This is a genomic window from Rhodococcus sp. NPDC059969, assembly GCF_042738325.1.
GTDB lineage: Bacteria > Actinomycetota > Actinomycetes > Mycobacteriales > Mycobacteriaceae > Rhodococcus_F.
In genome coordinates this window covers 19,050-35,925 of record NZ_JBHWUF010000002.1, presented here as the reverse complement: position 1 = coordinate 35,925, position 16,876 = coordinate 19,050, and the positions used below count along the sequence as shown (strand labels likewise).

Annotated in this window: 14 protein-coding genes; 4 read left to right on the top strand and 10 right to left on the bottom strand. The window is 62.6% G+C overall.

Going from position 1 to position 16,876, the window contains the following annotated elements:
- Position 1: 1 nt before the first annotated feature.
- From ACFWAD_RS09115 to ACFWAD_RS09095, 5 genes are all read right to left on the bottom strand, one after another.
- Positions 2 to 913, bottom strand: a complete 912-nt coding sequence (locus ACFWAD_RS09115) for an SDR family NAD(P)-dependent oxidoreductase (protein ID WP_378543829.1) — start codon at positions 911 to 913, stop codon at positions 2 to 4.
- Positions 914 to 1,084: 171 nt separating this feature from the next.
- Positions 1,085 to 2,029: an allantoinase PuuE gene (puuE, locus tag ACFWAD_RS09110; protein ID WP_378532062.1), complete on the bottom strand. Its 945-nt coding sequence runs from the start codon at positions 2,027 to 2,029 to the stop codon at positions 1,085 to 1,087.
- A 16-nt stretch (positions 2,030 to 2,045) separates the two neighbouring features.
- Positions 2,046 to 3,032, bottom strand: coding sequence for an allantoicase (gene alc, locus ACFWAD_RS09105; RefSeq protein WP_378543017.1), 987 nt, complete (start codon positions 3,030 to 3,032; stop codon positions 2,046 to 2,048).
- A gap of 3 nt (positions 3,033 to 3,035) precedes the next feature.
- Positions 3,036 to 4,280, bottom strand: coding sequence for a DUF6986 family protein (locus ACFWAD_RS09100; protein WP_378543015.1), 1,245 nt, complete (start codon positions 4,278 to 4,280; stop codon positions 3,036 to 3,038).
- Between the two features lie 62 nt (positions 4,281 to 4,342).
- Positions 4,343 to 6,370: a CocE/NonD family hydrolase gene (locus ACFWAD_RS09095; protein WP_378543013.1), complete on the bottom strand. Its 2,028-nt coding sequence runs from the start codon at positions 6,368 to 6,370 to the stop codon at positions 4,343 to 4,345.
- Positions 6,371 to 6,510: 140 nt separating this feature from the next.
- Here ACFWAD_RS09095 and ACFWAD_RS09090 point away from each other — a divergent pair, with 140 nt between their 5' ends.
- The 3 genes from ACFWAD_RS09090 to ACFWAD_RS09080 all read left to right on the top strand — a co-directional run bounded on the left by ACFWAD_RS09090 (position 6,511) and on the right by ACFWAD_RS09080 (position 9,985).
- Entirely contained in the window at positions 6,511 to 7,434 is a 924-nt protein-coding gene (locus ACFWAD_RS09090) for a pseudouridine synthase (RefSeq protein WP_378532054.1), read from the top strand.
- A gap of 75 nt (positions 7,435 to 7,509) precedes the next feature.
- A complete protein-coding gene (locus ACFWAD_RS09085) occupies positions 7,510 to 9,045 on the top strand; it encodes a CYTH and CHAD domain-containing protein (protein ID WP_378543011.1) in 1,536 nt (511 codons plus the stop codon).
- A gap of 49 nt (positions 9,046 to 9,094) precedes the next feature.
- A complete protein-coding gene (locus tag ACFWAD_RS09080; RefSeq protein ID WP_378532050.1) occupies positions 9,095 to 9,985 on the top strand; it encodes a universal stress protein in 891 nt (296 codons plus the stop codon).
- Positions 9,986 to 10,038: 53 nt separating this feature from the next.
- Here the strand turns inward: ACFWAD_RS09080 and ACFWAD_RS09075 are convergent, their stop codons facing one another.
- Positions 10,039 to 10,794 (bottom strand): VIT family protein, encoded by a 756-nt coding sequence (locus tag ACFWAD_RS09075; RefSeq protein WP_378543009.1) that lies wholly within the window; start codon positions 10,792 to 10,794, stop codon positions 10,039 to 10,041.
- A gap of 130 nt (positions 10,795 to 10,924) precedes the next feature.
- Between ACFWAD_RS09075 and ACFWAD_RS09070 the strand changes: the two genes are divergently transcribed.
- Positions 10,925 to 11,683, top strand: coding sequence for an SDR family NAD(P)-dependent oxidoreductase (locus ACFWAD_RS09070; protein WP_378543007.1), 759 nt, complete (start codon positions 10,925 to 10,927; stop codon positions 11,681 to 11,683).
- Positions 11,684 to 11,686: 3 nt separating this feature from the next.
- On the opposite strand, the gene ACFWAD_RS09065 is transcribed toward ACFWAD_RS09070, so the two are convergent.
- From ACFWAD_RS09065 to ACFWAD_RS09050, 4 genes are all read right to left on the bottom strand, one after another.
- A complete protein-coding gene (locus ACFWAD_RS09065; protein WP_019745059.1) occupies positions 11,687 to 12,319 on the bottom strand; it encodes a TetR family transcriptional regulator in 633 nt (210 codons plus the stop codon).
- Between the two features lie 114 nt (positions 12,320 to 12,433).
- The gene (gene ftsW, locus ACFWAD_RS09060) at positions 12,434 to 13,810 is read right to left on the bottom strand and encodes a putative lipid II flippase FtsW (RefSeq protein WP_378532757.1); all 1,377 of its coding nucleotides are present in this window, start codon (positions 13,808 to 13,810) and stop codon (positions 12,434 to 12,436) included.
- Positions 13,811 to 14,034: 224 nt separating this feature from the next.
- Positions 14,035 to 15,408 (bottom strand): MFS transporter, encoded by a 1,374-nt coding sequence (locus ACFWAD_RS09055; RefSeq protein ID WP_378543005.1) that lies wholly within the window; start codon positions 15,406 to 15,408, stop codon positions 14,035 to 14,037.
- Positions 15,409 to 15,465: 57 nt separating this feature from the next.
- A complete protein-coding gene (locus tag ACFWAD_RS09050) occupies positions 15,466 to 16,860 on the bottom strand; it encodes an NtaA/DmoA family FMN-dependent monooxygenase (RefSeq protein WP_378543003.1) in 1,395 nt (464 codons plus the stop codon).
- Positions 16,861 to 16,876 lie beyond the last annotated feature (16 nt).

Sequence of the window (16,876 nt, the reverse complement as noted above, 5' to 3'; positions counted from 1 at the left end):
GTCACGCTCCTTTCGTGCTCAGCGAGTTCGTATCCGGCACCGCCGAGGCTCCAGATGATCCCGACTTCTGTTTCGGCGCAAAGCGATTGAGAACTCCACAGCCCCACGTGTATGCAACGGGTAGATACCGCTTGAGTCGCCAGATCACCTTCGCATCGAACTGCGGCACCACGTAGAGTCGCCCCTTGTCGTAGGCGTCGAGAGTGGTGACGGCGATGCGCTCCGGCGAAAAGCCGGTTCGCCGCATCAACGTCTGCGCCAATTGTGTTGCTTCCGCGGTGATTCGACCGTCGCGAGCAACATTTGTCTTGACGAAGGTCGGACACAGCACCGTCACCCGCACTCCCGTACCGGCAAGTTCAGCAGACAAGGTCTCCGAGAGCGACATCACGGCCGCTTTGCCGACGTTGTAGGGCGCCATCAGCGGCACAGCCGCAAACCCAGCGGCCGAGGCCACGTTGATGAATCCCCCGGCGCCGCTCGCACGCAGTTGTGGAGCGAATATCTCACAGCCGTGCACGACACCCCACAGATTGATCCCGAGTGCCCACTCCCAATCCTCGAAACCGATCTCACCCACCGGTTTCCCACCGATACCGACCCCGGCATTGTTGATCACCAGCGAAAGCGGTCCCGCAAGTTCGAGTTCCGCGAACAACGCCAGGTCCTGAACCTGCTCACGAATCGACACATCGCATTGGACGGCGTGTGCGGTACCACCGATCTCGTCGATGAGTGCCACAGTTTCCTTGGCCCGCTCCAGCGAGATATCCGCGCAGATCACCTCACCGCCTCGGCGCGCCAACTCCAACGAAAAGGCACGGCCGATTCCGCTGCCGGCGCCGGTCACCACCGCGCGGGCACTGTGGGACAACTTCCATTCGCGGCTCTTGGTCGGCTTCTTGGTTGGCACTGGTCGGCTCACTTTGAAGACGCTTCGACTGCTGTGTGTTTCTCCATCTACAAAGAGTCATCCACAACCGTGCCAGTTGTCAATGGCCTAGAATTCGCTGGCGGAATGCGCGCCGGTCGAATAAGTACCCGAACTGCTCGAATGAAGTCTTTTGTCGACCGGCCGTGATCCCTAAGCGGGGTGCGCGGACTTCCAGTGCTCGGCGATGTCGATGCGCCGCGCGATCCAGACCTTCTCGTGCGACTGCACGTGGTCCAGGAATCGTTCGAGAGCGGCAGCACGGGCGGGGCGGCCGACTATGCGGCAGTGCAACCCGACCGAGAGCATCTTCGGCGATCCGGCCGTCCCCTCCGCATACAGCACGTCAAAGGCGTCACGAAGGTGCGCAAAGAACTGATCGCCGCTGGGAAATCCTGCGGGAGAGGCGAATCGCATGTCATTGGTATCGAGCGTGTACGGAACGACCAGGTGCTTCACCGACTCTGCGCCACGCGGCACATCGACCCAGTACGGCAGATCATCTGCGTAAGAATCGGAGTCGTAGACAAAGCCGCCGTGCTCGACCACCAGTTCACGAGTGTTCGGTGAATCGCGTCCGGTGTACCAACCGAGAGGCGCCGAACCCGTCAGATCTCGCAGAATCTGCACTGCCTCGGCCATGTCTGCGCGTTCGCGTTCGATGTCCACGGATTGGTAAGACTTCCAACGCAATCCGTGGCACGCGATCTCGTGGCCTAACTCCTGAAAAGCACTGACTGCTTCGGGGTTACGCTGCATCGCCCGCGCCACCGCAAAGACTGTGAGAGGCAGGTTTCGCCGCTCGAAGGTCCGCAGTACACGCCACAACCCGGCCCGGGAGCCGTACTCGTACAGCGATTCCATGCTCATGTGTCGGTTCGGAAACGCCTCTGCCGGAGTCATTTCCGACAGAAATGTTTCCGAAGCCGCGTCCCCGTCCAGGACGTTGTTCTCCGCTCCCTCTTCGTAATTGAGGACGAACTGAACGGCTATCCGCGCGTCGCCGGGCCAGTGCGGGTGCGGCGGATGAGGCCCGTATCCCACCATGTCCCGGGGATAGGTGTCCCGGGGATCGTTCTCGCGCGGATAGTCGCTCATGTCAACAACTTTACCGTCAGCGCCCGGAAATCACAGCGCGAGCAGCGTCGGTCAATACGCCGAAGACTCTCAGCCGCGCGAGGCCACCATCCGGGAAGATGTCCAGACGGACATCGGTGACCGGGGCTTCGGATTCGATCGGAAAGCGATGACGCGTATCCGGACGCAGCGTCGTGCGCGGCAACAGTTCGATCCACTCCCCTCCCGTCGTTCGGCCGGCCAAAGCACCCTCACCCGGACTGTTTCCGAGGAAATACGAGGTGTCGATCTCGACGAAGCTCAACACGCCTTCACCCGCGAGTTGTACTTGCACCCAGTCGTTTCCGTCATCGCGACGCCTGGCGGTCTCCCACCCGTCACCCATCGAAGCAGCGCGTCCGGGAAACAGGACGTTCTGCGGTGAGCTGTAGAACATGTTGGAGCAATCTGTCACGCGGCCACCGTTTTCGAGTGCTGCGAGGTCCAACGGCCCGGCGTCGAGGAAACGTGGGTCCGGCCGCGCTTCACCGTGAACACGGAATCTCGCCACGCCGCCGTCCGGGTAGATGGTCAGCTTGACGTGCGTCCACCGCTCCTCCGACGCCACCGAGAACGGATTCTCCGAGTCGCCCTGCACGGTCGAGCGCTCGACGATGGTTGTCCACTCGCCGGAGCCGGCGAGGTCGAGGGGATCCGGATAGCCGTCGACGGAGATTGCCTCCACCGAGATCTCGGGCGGGTAGTTGCCCTTGAACCACGCGGTGTCGACGACGACACCGCGCACCACTCCGGGAACACCGAGTCGCACGATCGCCTCGTCATGACCTGCCACCCGGCGACGACGCGTCTCCCAACCGTCGTACACCTGCCCCTTGTGCCCGAACGTCGCCGGCTGGTACCCGGCCTTGCCTGGCCGGATCAAGGCCTCACGCTCGGCGAATGCCTCGTCGTTGGCCCAGATGACGGCTCCGCCGAGGGTGCGCAGTGCCAGGTCGGGCAGCAAGGTGAATTCGGTGGTGCTCATCGGTCAGTGTTCTCCTGTGATCGGTGTGGTGCGTCCTACGAGATGGCGGAGTGCGTCGGTGTCGGCGCTCGGCGCGAGCCGGAGAACCTCGGATTCCGGATAGGCCCCCGCGTCGAGCCCGCGCAGAACCACCGCCGCCAGAGCCTGTGCCGTTGCGGGTTCGTCCATCACATCGCCACCTTGGCGCCCCAGGTACGACTCGATGCGCGGAGCGGCGGCACCGAGCGCGTTGCGGTAGAAACCGAAGGTGGCGAGCCAGCGGGTGACCAGGTGCCCGGGGTGCATGTCCCAGCCCTGGTAGTAACCGCGTTCCAGGGATCGTGTGACGAGCCCATGGTGCCGAGTGATCGCGTCGCGGATTGCCGTGGCACTCCCGACTGGCGCGACCTGAGTGGACCCGTCGCACACCCACACGCCGGTCTGCGCGGCAGCAGCCAACATGACAGCCTTTGCGTGATCTGCCACCGGATGTTCGAGCGACTGATGACGCGATGCAATTCCGCACGCCGCACTGTAATCGTAAGTGCCGTAATGCAAACCGGTCAGACGACCGGCACCGCGGTGGATAGCCGGAGCAACAGCCACCGTTCCGTCGGCAGCGATGACTGCCTGCGGGCTCTCGATCTGCAACTCGAACCGAAGCGAACCCGGCTCGAGTCCGTGAGCCTTCTCCAGTTCTTCACAGAGCAACACCGTCGCCGTGACCTGCTCCACCGCGCGCAGTTTGGGGACGGTGAAGACAAATCCGTCCGGCACTCCGCCGGCCGCGTCGAGCACCAACTCGAGCGTCCTGATCGAGCGCCGACGCTCACTGGCCGGCAGCCCCTTGAACCTGATGCCGCCCCAGTTCGGCCCGGCAGGATCAGCGCTGAGCGCTGCAAGTGTCCGCCCGGCCGACGTCGCTGCAGCGTCTTCTTCCTCGTCGCTGCGGCGTCCGTATCCGTCCTCGAAATCTATTCGAAAGTCTTGGACCGGCTTGCGGCCGAGTTGAACTCGCACATCGGCGAGTGCATTCTCGGTGTCGAGATCGGCGAACACATGCGCGTGAGAATCGAGAAGCGCAATCGCCTGCTCACCCCAGAGACGAGGAGTGTCGACGGTTGCATCAGCGGCACTGACGTAAATCGTGTGCACTGGCTGGATCTCGTCACGGTTTCCCGGGTACTGCGCCGCGAGCCGCTCGTCCACCGGGTCCAGAAGTTCGTCCAGACGATCATGGACGGCGGCGGAGAGTCGGGATTCTGTCATCGGACGATCTTCTCAGAACCTCCGCGAACCCGCAGGTTCTCACGCCGCCGTCGCAGTCCGGGTCAGCGACCCCCGACGAAGGGGACGTTGACGAAGCTCGGCCGGTCTGCAGCCAACTCGATGTGCTGCGGCTCGAGTTGACTGTCGGCGAGCATCGGCCCGAGGGCCAGGTAACGCGGCACGCTGGCAGCGTAGACGTCGACGCGAAGTCGGTGCCCCGGTTGCAGCACTGCGTCCGTCGGGAGCATGTTTATGTCGACGGTGGTGACCTCACCGGGAACAACCGGCTGACGCGTGTCGATCGTCAGAAAGTGGTGCGGTTCACTGTAGTCACCGTTGGCCGAGCGGGTGCTCTTGGAATCGTCGACCGCCCGGAGCGACGCAGTCAGAGCGCCGTTCGTGATCGGCGTCGAGGTTCCGTCCGGCGCTACGTCGTTGACCGTCGCTGCCCAGAATCCGTCCGTCGCGTCCAGGACCGTCTCGAGATGGACGTTGATCGGGCCCGAGAGTGTTGTCGGCTCGGTCACTGCCTCACCGGTGAACGTGAGACCCTCCGCTTCCTGGAATCGGGAATCCTTGGAACACGACGCACCGAGCACCACGGAAATACCGGCAGTGCCTTGGGTTCCGTCACCGGAGCAGAAGCCTCGCAGTCCGGGTGCGACTGTCAATCGCGCTGCGGCACTGGGCGGGTCATCGGTCAGGGAACCGTCGTACGCCGCGTGAGCGGCAGTACCGCTGGGCGCGGAGTTCAGATACATACGTTCGTAGCTCGCACCTGCGCGCGGGAACTGATCGTCCGTGATCCATCCGCCACCTTGCTGGAACATCGTCACCGGACCGTATCGATCGATTCCGTTGTCGATGCCCTTGAGCCACTTGTCGAACCACGCACGTTCGAGCACGTCGAGGCGCGGCGGCGCACCGTCCTTGCCGAACCCACCACCGGGAGTGACGTGATAGCCGTTCCCCATGATCAACTGCTTCTGTCCGGGCGGCAGATCTATTCCGTTGTAGATCCGCGGCTCACTGTTGGCGAAAATGTCGTGCCACCCGCCGTAGACCATCGTCGGAACAGTGATGTTTCCGACGTCTGCGGACCGGTCCTGATAGAACTGACCGTCTTGCGCGACTTGCAGAGTCGACGGTGACACGTCCTCGATTCTCTGAGCCGTCATCGCTTGCACCAGTTCGGGAATCAGCGTTCCAGTATCCTCGAGGCGGCTCGCCAACCACAGGGGATCGAAGTTTCCTTGCAGGATGTCCTGAACGTTCGGGACGAGTTTGAGCCCGTTGACGGCGGTCAACCACAACGGCATGAACCCGACTCCGAGGCCGCCACCGGTTCCGACGATGTCACGCAGCAGATCGTTGCCCGGTTCGACCGGGAAGATCGCCTTCAGTGCAGGTGGATTGTTGCTCGCCGCCTGCACCGAGTTGATCGCGGAGTAGGAGATGCCCGCCATCCCCACTTTCCCGTCGGACCACCCCTGCTTGCTCATCCAGTCGATGACCTCGACCGAATCCTGTTGCTCACGCTTGCCGAGCACGTCCCAATTACCTTGGGAGAAGCCGGTTCCACGTGCGTCGACCACAACCTGTGTATATCCGTTCTGGACCAGATCACGGTTGACGCCGAGCACCCTGGCACCTCCGCCGGCGATGACGCCCGTCAACTCCGACACTCCGTCGAACGGCGCCGCAAGGTCGAGCGAGTTCGCCACGTCCATCAACGTCTCACCGACCTGCGGGATCGAGAGAGCTGAATCCACCAGCGTGTCCAGCAGTTTCGTGTACGGCGTGATGTTGAGGACCGAAGGCGTCTTCGATTCCACGGCCCGTCCGGAGGCATCCGCCGGTCGATACACATTCGCTTGCAGAACTGTGCCGTCGCTCATCGTGATCGGCACGTCCCACTCGATGGAGACCCCCGGATACTGCGGCGTCGCCTCCGTTGCCGCGAGCCAGGCCTGCCCGTCCGAGCCTCCCGTCGGATCCGCAGATGCGACGGCGCTCGGCACCGTCAATCCCACGACGCACAGCCCCACCGCAATCGTTGTCGACCTTCGACGTAGAAGTCGTGTCCTCACGAAAACCCCAATTTTCTGTTGTGATGACCCAGCCCTGCCCCCACGACAGTGACCGGTGTCACGAACTTACCGGATAGTAACTTCCGTCCCATATGTCGTCAATAGGTCTGAATGCCGACCGGACGGCTAGCTTTGAAGATGTGTCACGATCACCCCTTCCCGTCCGCGACGGCCTGAACCCCAGTCGCATCCGTCAGCCCGACGACGGCATGTGGGCGACGACGCTCGACTACCTGCTCGAACGGTTTCCCCAGGATGCCGTCCGCCTGCGGGAGAAAGTCGCAGCCGGGGAGGTCGTCGACGAGAAGGGCGTCGGAATCACCGAGACGAGCGCTTACGCTCCCCGGCGGTTCGTCTACCTGTATCGCGACCCTCCCGTCGAAACGCGGGTGCCGTTCGAGATCGACATCCTCTATCGGGACGAGAACATCCTTGTCGTGGACAAGCCGCACTTTCTCGCGAGCACCCCGCGCGGCCGATACATAGCCGAATCTGCGTTGGTCCGCTTGCGTCGGGACCTCGATCTACCGGAGCTGAGTCCAGCTCATCGCCTCGACCGCGTTACGGCGGGTCTGCTGCTGTTCACCGTGCATCAGGCGGCCCGGCGCGACTACCAGACCATGTTCGCCGAGCGCCGCGTCACCAAGGAGTACGAGGCCATCGCGCGTTACGACGCTCAGGTGAACACCCCCGTTGTCGTGCGCAGTCGCATCGTGAAAGAACGCGGGGTACTCAAGGCCGAGGAGATCGAGGGCGAGCCCAACAGCGAGTCGCGAATCGAACTGATCGAGACGCGGGACGGCTTCGCACGGTACCGATTGCTCCCCCATACCGGCAAGACTCATCAACTTCGCCTGCACATGACCTCGCTCGGGCTACCGATCCACGGCGACAACTTCTATCCCGACTTCTACGACGTTGCCGCAGAGGATTATTCGAATCCGCTGCGCCTGCTGTCGAAGGTTCTCGAGTTCGAGGATCCGACTACCGGCCGCCTGCAACGGTTCGAAAGTAGGCGGACCCTGTCCTGGCCGGACGAATCAGCCCATGGCGACTCGCCGTAGGAACCCCGGACCCTTCCACTGCGCCACCGATACCGGGAGGATGGAAGCGCAGACCGCACCGCAAGAGGAGACCAGATGAGCAAGACCGCTGACGTACCCGAAGCCGTACGGGAGATCGAGCGTAAGTACGAGGCGCCTGCCGAACAGGAAGTTCCCGCACTGGGCGGGCTTCCCGGTGTTGTCGGCGAACCGGTCCACGACTCGATACAGCTCTCTGCCACCTACTTCGACACCGCCGACTACCGGTTGCTCGCCGAGAAGATCACGCTGCGCAAGCGTGAAGGCGGCGATGACGCGGGATGGCACATGAAACTTCCCGCAGGCCAGGACACTCGAACCGAAATTCAGCTCCCACCGGACGAGAGCACCGATGTGCCCTCGCCGCTGTCGAGTCTGATCCGGGCGATCATCCGCGGTCACGATCTGGTGCCGGTCGCCCTGATCATCACCGATCGGGAGCGCACCAGGCTCAACGGCGAAAACGGTGTGCTGCTTGCCGAAGTCGTCTCCGACACCGTCATCGCCTGCAAGGCAGACGGTTCCGGAGAGTCGACGTGGCAAGAAGTCGAGGTCGAACAAGGTGCAGGCGGACAAGACCTCGCCGACGCCATCGAGTCGGTTCTACTGGACGCCGGACTCGAGCGTTCTGCGAGTCCGTCCAAACTCAAACGAGCACTGGGCACTTCGGTCACGCCGTACGTCGGCCACGAGGTCACCACGGGCAAAGCATCGAATCCGCGGATTCTGTTGCGCAATTACCTCATCGAACAACAGCGCGCACTGGTCGCAGCGGATCTGGGGACGCGTCGGGCCGACGACGAAGCCGTTCACGATTTCCGGGTCGCAGCACGTCGCATCCGAAGCGCTCTCCAGTCGTATGCCGGCCACTCCCCCAAGACCGACGATCTCATCACGGATCTGCGATGGATCGGTGGAAAGTTCGGCGACGCCCGCGACGTCGAGGTCCAGTGGGAGCGTCTTGTGGAACGCCTCGGCGAAATCGACGAGATGCCCGAACGAGAAGCTGTGCGAGCTCGAATCGACGAGTTCTTCTCGGCACGCGGTGAAACCGCCCAGGAAACAGCCCTCGAGGCGCTCAATTCCGAGCGATACACCACGCTGCTCGATCGTCTCGACGAGTACGTCGGCGACCTCGAGTTCGACACAGTCGCACACCGCGTGGGAAAGAAGGCGTCGGCACGAGAATTGGCACATACCCTGCGCCACCTGGCACACAAGGTGGGTAAAAGAGTCGACCACGTCTTCGACGCCGATACCCGCACCGATCGTGACGAGCGCATGCACCGCGCCCGTAAGGGAGCCAAGCGGATGAAGTACGCGATCGAGGTCATGGAACCCGTGTCGAAGAGTCGAGCCAAGCGCGCCTTGAAGCATTTCAGCCACTTCCAGGACGTTCTCGGTGAGCATCAGGATTCCGTTGTCGCCCAACATCATCTGCTCGAAATTGCCGCAGAGCAGGAACACACGTCATTGACCAGCTTTGGATTGGGCATGGCCTATCGGCGGGAATTGGAAATCGCCGACGGGCAATCAACCCTGCTGCGCAAGACGTGGAAGGAAGCCGTGAAGTCGGCGTCGTCACTCTGGTGACTTCGCTGTAACCAGTCGACCGATCTCGATCATTTCAGAGGGAGTAGACATGAACACACTTGCAGGACACCAGGATGTCGTCGCCGGCATCGACGGATCCGAGGCCTCCACGGCCGCGGCCCGGTGGGCCGCCTCGATCGCCAACGCGGTGAATTCACGACTGATTCTGGCGCACGCCCTGCCGCAAGAGGGTCCGATCTACAGTCCCGCTGCAGTGATGTTGCAGTCGCAGTTCCTCAGCCAGATCCGCGAAGACGGCGAAGCGATAGTCGAGGCCGCCGCCGCAGTGATTTCGGCCGAATTCCCGGAACTGACCATCGAATCCGAGATCGCGCCAGGGCCGGCGTCGACGCACATCCTCGAATCCTCGGGTACCGCACGCCTGATCGTGATGGGGTCGACCGGATCGGGCGCACTGCGCTCACGGCTGCTCGGGTCGACCGCACTGAAGGTGGCCAATCATGCAATCTGTCCGGTCACCGTGTGGCGTGGTTCGGCACAGAATCCCGGTCCGGATCAGCGTCCCGTCATCGTCGGAGTCGACGGAAGCGCGTTGAGCAAGAAGGCCGTCGAGTACGCGTTTCGTTATGCCGATCAGTTCGACGCACCGCTCATCGCAGTTCACACCTGGCAGGGTTCGTCCACCTTCCGCGAAGGCGGAGCGGGAATTCTGATCGACTGGGAGGCCGTCGAACAGGAGGAATCGGCACTGCTGGCAGAGAATCTCGCGGGCATGGCCGACCAGTACCCCGACGTGCCGGTCACCCGCATCAGTGAACCCGGTGCCGCTGCCCCGGTCATGCTCAAATACGCCGACGACGCGCAGTTGATAGTTGTCGGAAGTCACGGCCGCAGTGCGATGGCCGGCGCCGTGATGGGATCGACCAGCCAGAATCTGCTGCACCATGCGCCAGGACCGGTCATGATCTGTCGTGCCTGAATTGCTGTGCGCCTTTATTAACCGCGGGGGTTAATAAAGGCGCACAGCAAGGGTCAGGCGAGGCCCGTGCCTACCAACTGACCTACCCCGTACGTCACTGCCATCGCGAGCGCGCCGCCGATCGCCACGCGCAGCACCGCTCTGGTCTTGCGGGCTCCGCCGAGCGTCGCGCTGATCGTTCCGGTAAGCGCAAGTGCGATCAGCACCGCGAAAAATGCGATAGGGACGCGGATACCCGTCGGCGGCACCAGAATTGCGACCAGCGGGATCGCCGCGCCGATCGTGAACGAGATTGCCGACGAAATCGCCGCATGCCACGGATTGGTGAGATCTTCTGGATCGATACCCAATTCGACTTCTACGTGTGCCGCGAACGCGTCGTGCTCGGTCAATTCTTCGGCGACGCGTCGAGCCGTCTCCGGACTCAATCCCTTGTTCTCGTAGATCTCGGTCAGTTCCTGGAGTTCAGCCTCCGGGGTCTCGAGGAGTTCCTTCTTCTCCTTCTGCAGGAGCGCGCGTTCAGTATCCCGCTGGGCGCTGACCGAGACGTACTCGCCCAACGCCATCGATACAGCGCCGGCGACCAGACCTGCAAAACCAGCCGTGAAGATCGCGGAACGCTCGGTTGTTGCTGCCGCAACACCGACCACGAGGCCTGCGGTCGAGACGATTCCGTCGTTTGCGCCCAGAACACCGGCACGCAGCCAGTTCAGGCGATTGTTCAAACTCGATGCGTGAGGTTCCGAGGCATGGGATTCTGGTTCCCCTTCCGGCGCCCCATCGGTCAACTGCACACTGTCTCCGGACATGGCACCAGATTAGGGCGATCAGTCCGGTTGCGATAGCAATCTGAGCCTGTCCTTCGCGCAGTGATATATTCCGAACGGCATCCCAACCAAGCATTTGCTAGGTTGGCATCGGCATACCACTGGAGGCACTGTGAGCGCAGCACGCACCGCTTTTGTCAGCGGCGGAACCGGCGGAATCGGGTCGGCGATCGCCTTGACTCTCGCCGAACGCGGACACGACGTCGCCTTCACCTACCGAAACAACAAGGACGCCGCCGAGCAACTGAGCGAGCAGATTCGAACGCATGGAGTGCGCGCCCACTCGTACCCTCTCGACCTCACGGACGAGTTGTCGATCAGCGCCGCCGTGAGCGATGCGGTCAGTGATCTGGGCAGGTTGACAACGCTGGTCCACGCTGCCGGACCGCACGTCCCGATGACGCACCTCTCACGCGTGACGCCGGCGTTCTTCACCGAACAACTGAACCAGGAAGCCGCAGCGTTCTTCACCCTCGTTCACACCGCTCTGCCTTCGCTGCGTGCATCTTCAGGTTCGGTGGTAGCAGTGACGACCGCGGCAACGGATCGTTTTCCGGTGCGCGACGGACTCTCCGCAGGTACCAAAGGGGCTGTCGAACAACTTGTTCGCGGATTCGCCGCAGAAGAAGGGCGCTACGGCGTCCGGTTCAACTCCGTGGGCCCCGGCATGTTGACCGACGGAATGGCCGAGCGGCTGATCAACTCGGCCGAACTCGATCAGAGCGCACTCGACGTGACCATGAGCCGAATCCCGTTGAAGCGCTTCGGATCGGCAACCGACATCGCTGAAGCCGTATGTTTTCTCGCAAGCGATGCCGCCGGATTCATCAGCGGCCAGAAGCTCAACGTCGACGGCGGCTACACCGTGTGAGGACTATCCGCCCAACTTGCGAAAGACCAGGCGCACTGCAAGTTCGAGATGCGCCATCACTTCGTCCGTCGTCATCCGGCCGGCAACCCACGAGACGAGACTCGACATCCAGACGTCGTCGATGACCTTCACCGCGTCCATCTGCTGTTGCGAGACTTCCTCGACGCCGATCGCCTTCGCGAACATCTCGGTCACGACCCCACCGAGCGCATTGAGTTCCGGAGTCGCCGACGCGTCCGCGAACATGTACGCCCGAACCAACGCTTCGTAGCGGAGGTGATCGGTCTCGAGGACCTCCGTATTCTTGCGCAGCACAAACAGAATCCGGTCCGACGGAGTCTCACCCGGGATTACAAAGTCCTGGAATCTGTCACGCAAACCCTCGAACATCCACAACAATGCGACAACGAGCATGTGGTTCTTGGACGGGAAATACCGGTAAACAGTGCCGATCGCGACGCCGGCGCGATCGGCGACCGATCGCATCTGCACCGCGTCGTAGCCGCCTTCGGAAGCGGATTCCATTGCGGCGTCGACAATCCGGCGAAAACGCGCTCGCTGCGACGGCGTCGTACGACGTCCGGTCACCGAGCTACGTTCGACCACCGACTGGTCTGCCTTGTCGCCACCTGCCATGTCCACAACCCTTATTAGACGTCGTTTTGCCGACTCCCAATGTAGTCGCCCACCGCAATTGTCGGGTGGATGACTGCCCGCTTCCGAATTGCCCGCCAGTGGAACTGGCCCAGATCAGGAAGCGCGCCGGGGCCGATCGGAGCGGCCGCGTCTGCGTGGATCTTCCGACCAGTCACGCGACGGTGCGCGTCGGCCCGGGGCTGGAGCCCGGCGCCTGTCAGGTTGCGGCGCGCGTCGTTCCGGTCTGCGTTGCCCAGTTGGAGCAGGTTGGGCGCGGCGAGCGGGCGGCCTACGTCGATCAGGCTGTGGTTTCTTGGCAATGCCGAACCGAGGCTTGCCGAAGACCAGCGGGATCCAGCCGCGACCGCTGCTCTCGGACGAGGCGACCGCCTCCGGTTCACGGAAGGCTGCATGAGCGATCAGCCCGAACATCAGCAGGGTGGTGATCATCGACGTTCCGCCCGCCGAGATGAGCGGCAATTGCAGACCGGTCACCGGAATCAGGCCAACCACGTAAGCGATGTTGATGAACGCCTGGACGACGATCAACGTCGTTGCCGTAGCCGTCATGACTTTGAGGAACGGATCGGTGGACCGCTTGGCGATCCGCAATCCTACGATCAGTACCGCCGCAAAGAGAGCTACGACAATCAGGGCGCCGACCAAACCCAACTCTTCACCGATCACGGCAAAAATGAAGTCGTTGTGTGCCTGCGGGAGGTAGCTCCATTTGGCGTCGGACTGTCCTAGACCGCGACCGAAAATGCCGCCGTTGGCCAATGCGTACTTGGCCTGAGTGCTCTGGAAGTTCAACCCCTGCGGGTCGAGGTCGGGATTCAGGAATGCCTTGATGCGATCCGATCGGTAACCAGCAGTAAGCCCGAGCACGAGAAACGCGACGGCAGAACCGAGTGTGAGGCTGATGAACGTCTTCATCCGGAACAGTCCGAACCACAGCACCGACATGAAGATGATGCCGATCGTGATGGTGGTTCCGAGGTCCTTCTCCAACACCACCAGGACCAGAACGAGCAGCGTCGTACCGCCGATCACCGGCAATGCGCGGTTGACATCCATCCGTGCGTTCATGAACGACGCAACTGTCGCAGCCGACCAGATCGCCAGAGCAAGTTTGGCCAGCTCCGAAGGCTGGAAGGAAATGCCCGCGATCACGAACCAGCTGCGAGCACCCATCTGTTCGGAACCGATACCTGGAATCAGCACCAGGACAAGCAGAACAAGACACAGGATCAGCAGCCACGGCGAAGCTCTGCGCATCGTTTCGGTCGGTAAGCGCACGACCGCCACGAACATCACGAGACCGATCGCTGCGAACATGCACTGCGGCCAGAATCTGGCGTACGACGTCCCGGACAGAACGTAGGACTCGACGCCCGAAGACGAGAGCACCATCAGTAGTCCGAACGCGACGATCAGCACGACCAGACCGACGATCATGTGAAAATCGAACAGTGGCCGATTCGTCCACATCGCCGTTCGAGCGCGAAAGGGCGTCGATGTGCGGTCACGTTTGTCCGACGATCCGCGGGGTGAGTTAACTGGCTCTCCACTCCCGCGACCGTTGGGCTTGTCTTCGCTGCGACCGGTCACCACACAAGTATCGTCCCACGACTCCTAACCCATGGGTAACACAAGTCCCACGAGTCACACGGGCTCTGCCTCCGAAGGACCGAGGAGACCCACAAAATGCCAGTTCACGTCTTTCTCCGACGGCTGTCTGCCACCGCTCCCGCCAACGAGAGCATCAACATGACGACGCAGACGGCCAGCGCGATTCCGAGCGCACGTCCGTATCCGTCGGTCGACGACCCGAGGACACCGAGATACAACCCCGATACCGCTGCCAGAGAGATGGTCGCCGACAACCGCTGCGAGAGTTGAAGGAAGCCCGCTGCAACTCCGTTCGCGCCCGCCGGCGCGTATTCGAGAGTCAACACCCGATTGGGTGCGTCGACGAAGCCACTGGCAACTCCCGACAACACGGCCAGGACTACCAGCACCGGGATCAGACACTCCCGAGGAATCAGATTGACCGCCGCGATGTAGCCGAGGATGACAAGAATCTCCCCGACTATCGCAACAACGACCGCACCTCGGCCGAACCTGGCAACCAACCGCCACCCGAAGGCCGACGTCAGTGCCATCGCGAGCGAACTGCCGGTCATGATCAACGCCGCACTCAGCGGCGCGAAGCCCAAACCTTCGATCAGATAGAGGCTGAGTACCGCGTTGACGGCGAGGATGGATCCGAACCAGAAAAGCGCAACCGTCGTACCGAGTCGAAATCCCCGAGAGGCGATCAACGACGGAAGTAGCACGGGCGTACCTCCGCGGACGGCATACCGACGTTCCCAGAACCAGAAGGCGACAGCAGCGCCGAAAGCACCGATCAGGAAAGCCGCGGCCACCGTGACACTCGTTCGGGTCACGATGGGCCACAACAGGAGCCCGGTCGTAGCCGCCAGCAGGCACAACCCCACCGGATCTATCGACGCGCCGGATCGGGTGGTTCGATCACGGCGCAGAAAGCGAAACGCCAGAAGCAGCGTGACCACGGCAAACGGCACGTTGAGGATCAGGAGCAGCCGCCACCCGAAGTCAGGATCGGAATACTTCAGCAGAACACCACCGAGGATCGGTCCGGAAACGCCGGCCAGACCACCCGCGGTGCTGTACGCGCCCAGCGCCTTCGCCCGTGCCTTTCCGGACACCCGGTCGGTGATGATGCCGAGCACTTGCGAACTGATGGTGCCTGCACCGATCCCCTGTCCCAGCCGAGCCAAAACGATCATCGACGGGTCCGACGCACACGCTCCGAGGATTCCCATCACCGCGAAAATGCTGAGCCCGACCAAGAACAAGCGTCGACGCCCGACGACGTCACCGAGTCGGCCCGCCGGCACCAGGGCCAAGCCGAAAGTCAGCGAATAGCTCGCGAGGATCCACTGCACCTCGGAGGTCGACGCGCCCAGCGACGCCCGGATGGACGGGACCCCGATTCCGAGCACCGCTGAATCGAGAAGGGTGGTGAAACCCGCCGCTACGCAGACGACGATCTCCCAGCGCACGGCCGAATCGAGCTTGGTGGATTCGGCCGCCGCTGTGACTGTGTGGGACAGGACCCGTTACCCCGCAGCTTCGTGAGAAGCCCGACGCGTGAGCGCCGGTCGCAGCCCAAGGTGCTCCCGCAGCGTCGACGTGGAGTACTCGGTGCGGTACGCCCCACGCTCCTGCAGTTCCGGGATCAACCAGTCGACGATCTCGTCGAGTCCGGTCGGCACCAGGTACGGCGAGATGTTGAAGCCGTCCGAGGCTCCGTTGCGCACCCAATGCACCAACTGGTCGGCGACCTGCCCGGGAGTGCCCGCAAAACCCGAACGCTGCGAGGTTTCGATGGCGACCTGACGCAGGGACAGATTCTTTGCCTCCGCGAGAGCGCGCCATTCACGCGCAATTGCAATGGGGTCGTTACCGTCCCGCGCTGAACCGCGCGTCTCCGAGACCGGGCGAGCAACCGGATCTTCTTCGGGGAGTGGACCGTCCGGGTCTCGATCGGAAAGATCCTTACCCCACACCAGACCGACGAGAGAGAGTGCGGTTTGGCCGGTGAACTGACCTTCGAGGACCCACCGAGCCTTCTCCTCCACCTCGGACTCGTTCTCCGCCAACACGATCTGCGTGCTCGGCAAGATCTTGACGTCGTCTTCGGGTCGCCCGGCTTTACTCAACCGAGCCCGAATGTCCTCGGCGAAGTCGAGAGCGCCGTCGAAATGTGTCCCGTGTCGCGAGAAGATGACGTCGGCATGCGTCGCCGCGAAATCGCGTCCACTCGGCGAATCACCCGCTTGGAAGATGACCGGATGCCCCTGGCGGCTTCGGGGAAGCGTCGGCGTCACGGAGATGTCGAACTGCGAAGTCTGCCTGTGCACCTCGCCGACGGCTCCCGGATTCGACCAGTTCTCGGACGTCCGAGAGACCGAGATCGCGTCGTCGGTCCACGAATCCCACAGTGCCCGCGCAGTTTCGATGAACTGCCCGGCACGCTCGTAGCGTAGGGCGTGGTCGAGGAAACCACCGCGACGGAAGTTTTCTCCCGTCCACGCGTTGTCGGTGGTCACCGCATTCCAGCCGGCTCGTCCGTCGGAAAGTAGATCGAGGCCGGAGAGCCGACGTGCAAGGTCGGCCGGTTCGTTGTACGTGGTGTTCTGCGTCGCGACCAACCCGATCTTGTCGGTGATACCGGCGAGTGCGGCCAACTGCGCTATTGCATCCGGGCGGCCGGCGATATCCAGATCGAGAATCTTGCCGTTCTGTTCACGAAGCCGCAGGCCCTCGCCGAGGAAGAATGCGTCGAACAGACCTCGCTCGGCGGTGAGTACCAATCGCCGAAAAGTCTCGAAGTCGATCTGGGATCCACTGGCGGAATCGGACCAGATGGTGGTGTGGTTGACCCCTTGGAAGAAGACGCCGAAGTGAACGTGAGCGTCGGGTCGAGGCACGGCGGAGCGTGATGCAGTCATAGCCGAAATATCCTTA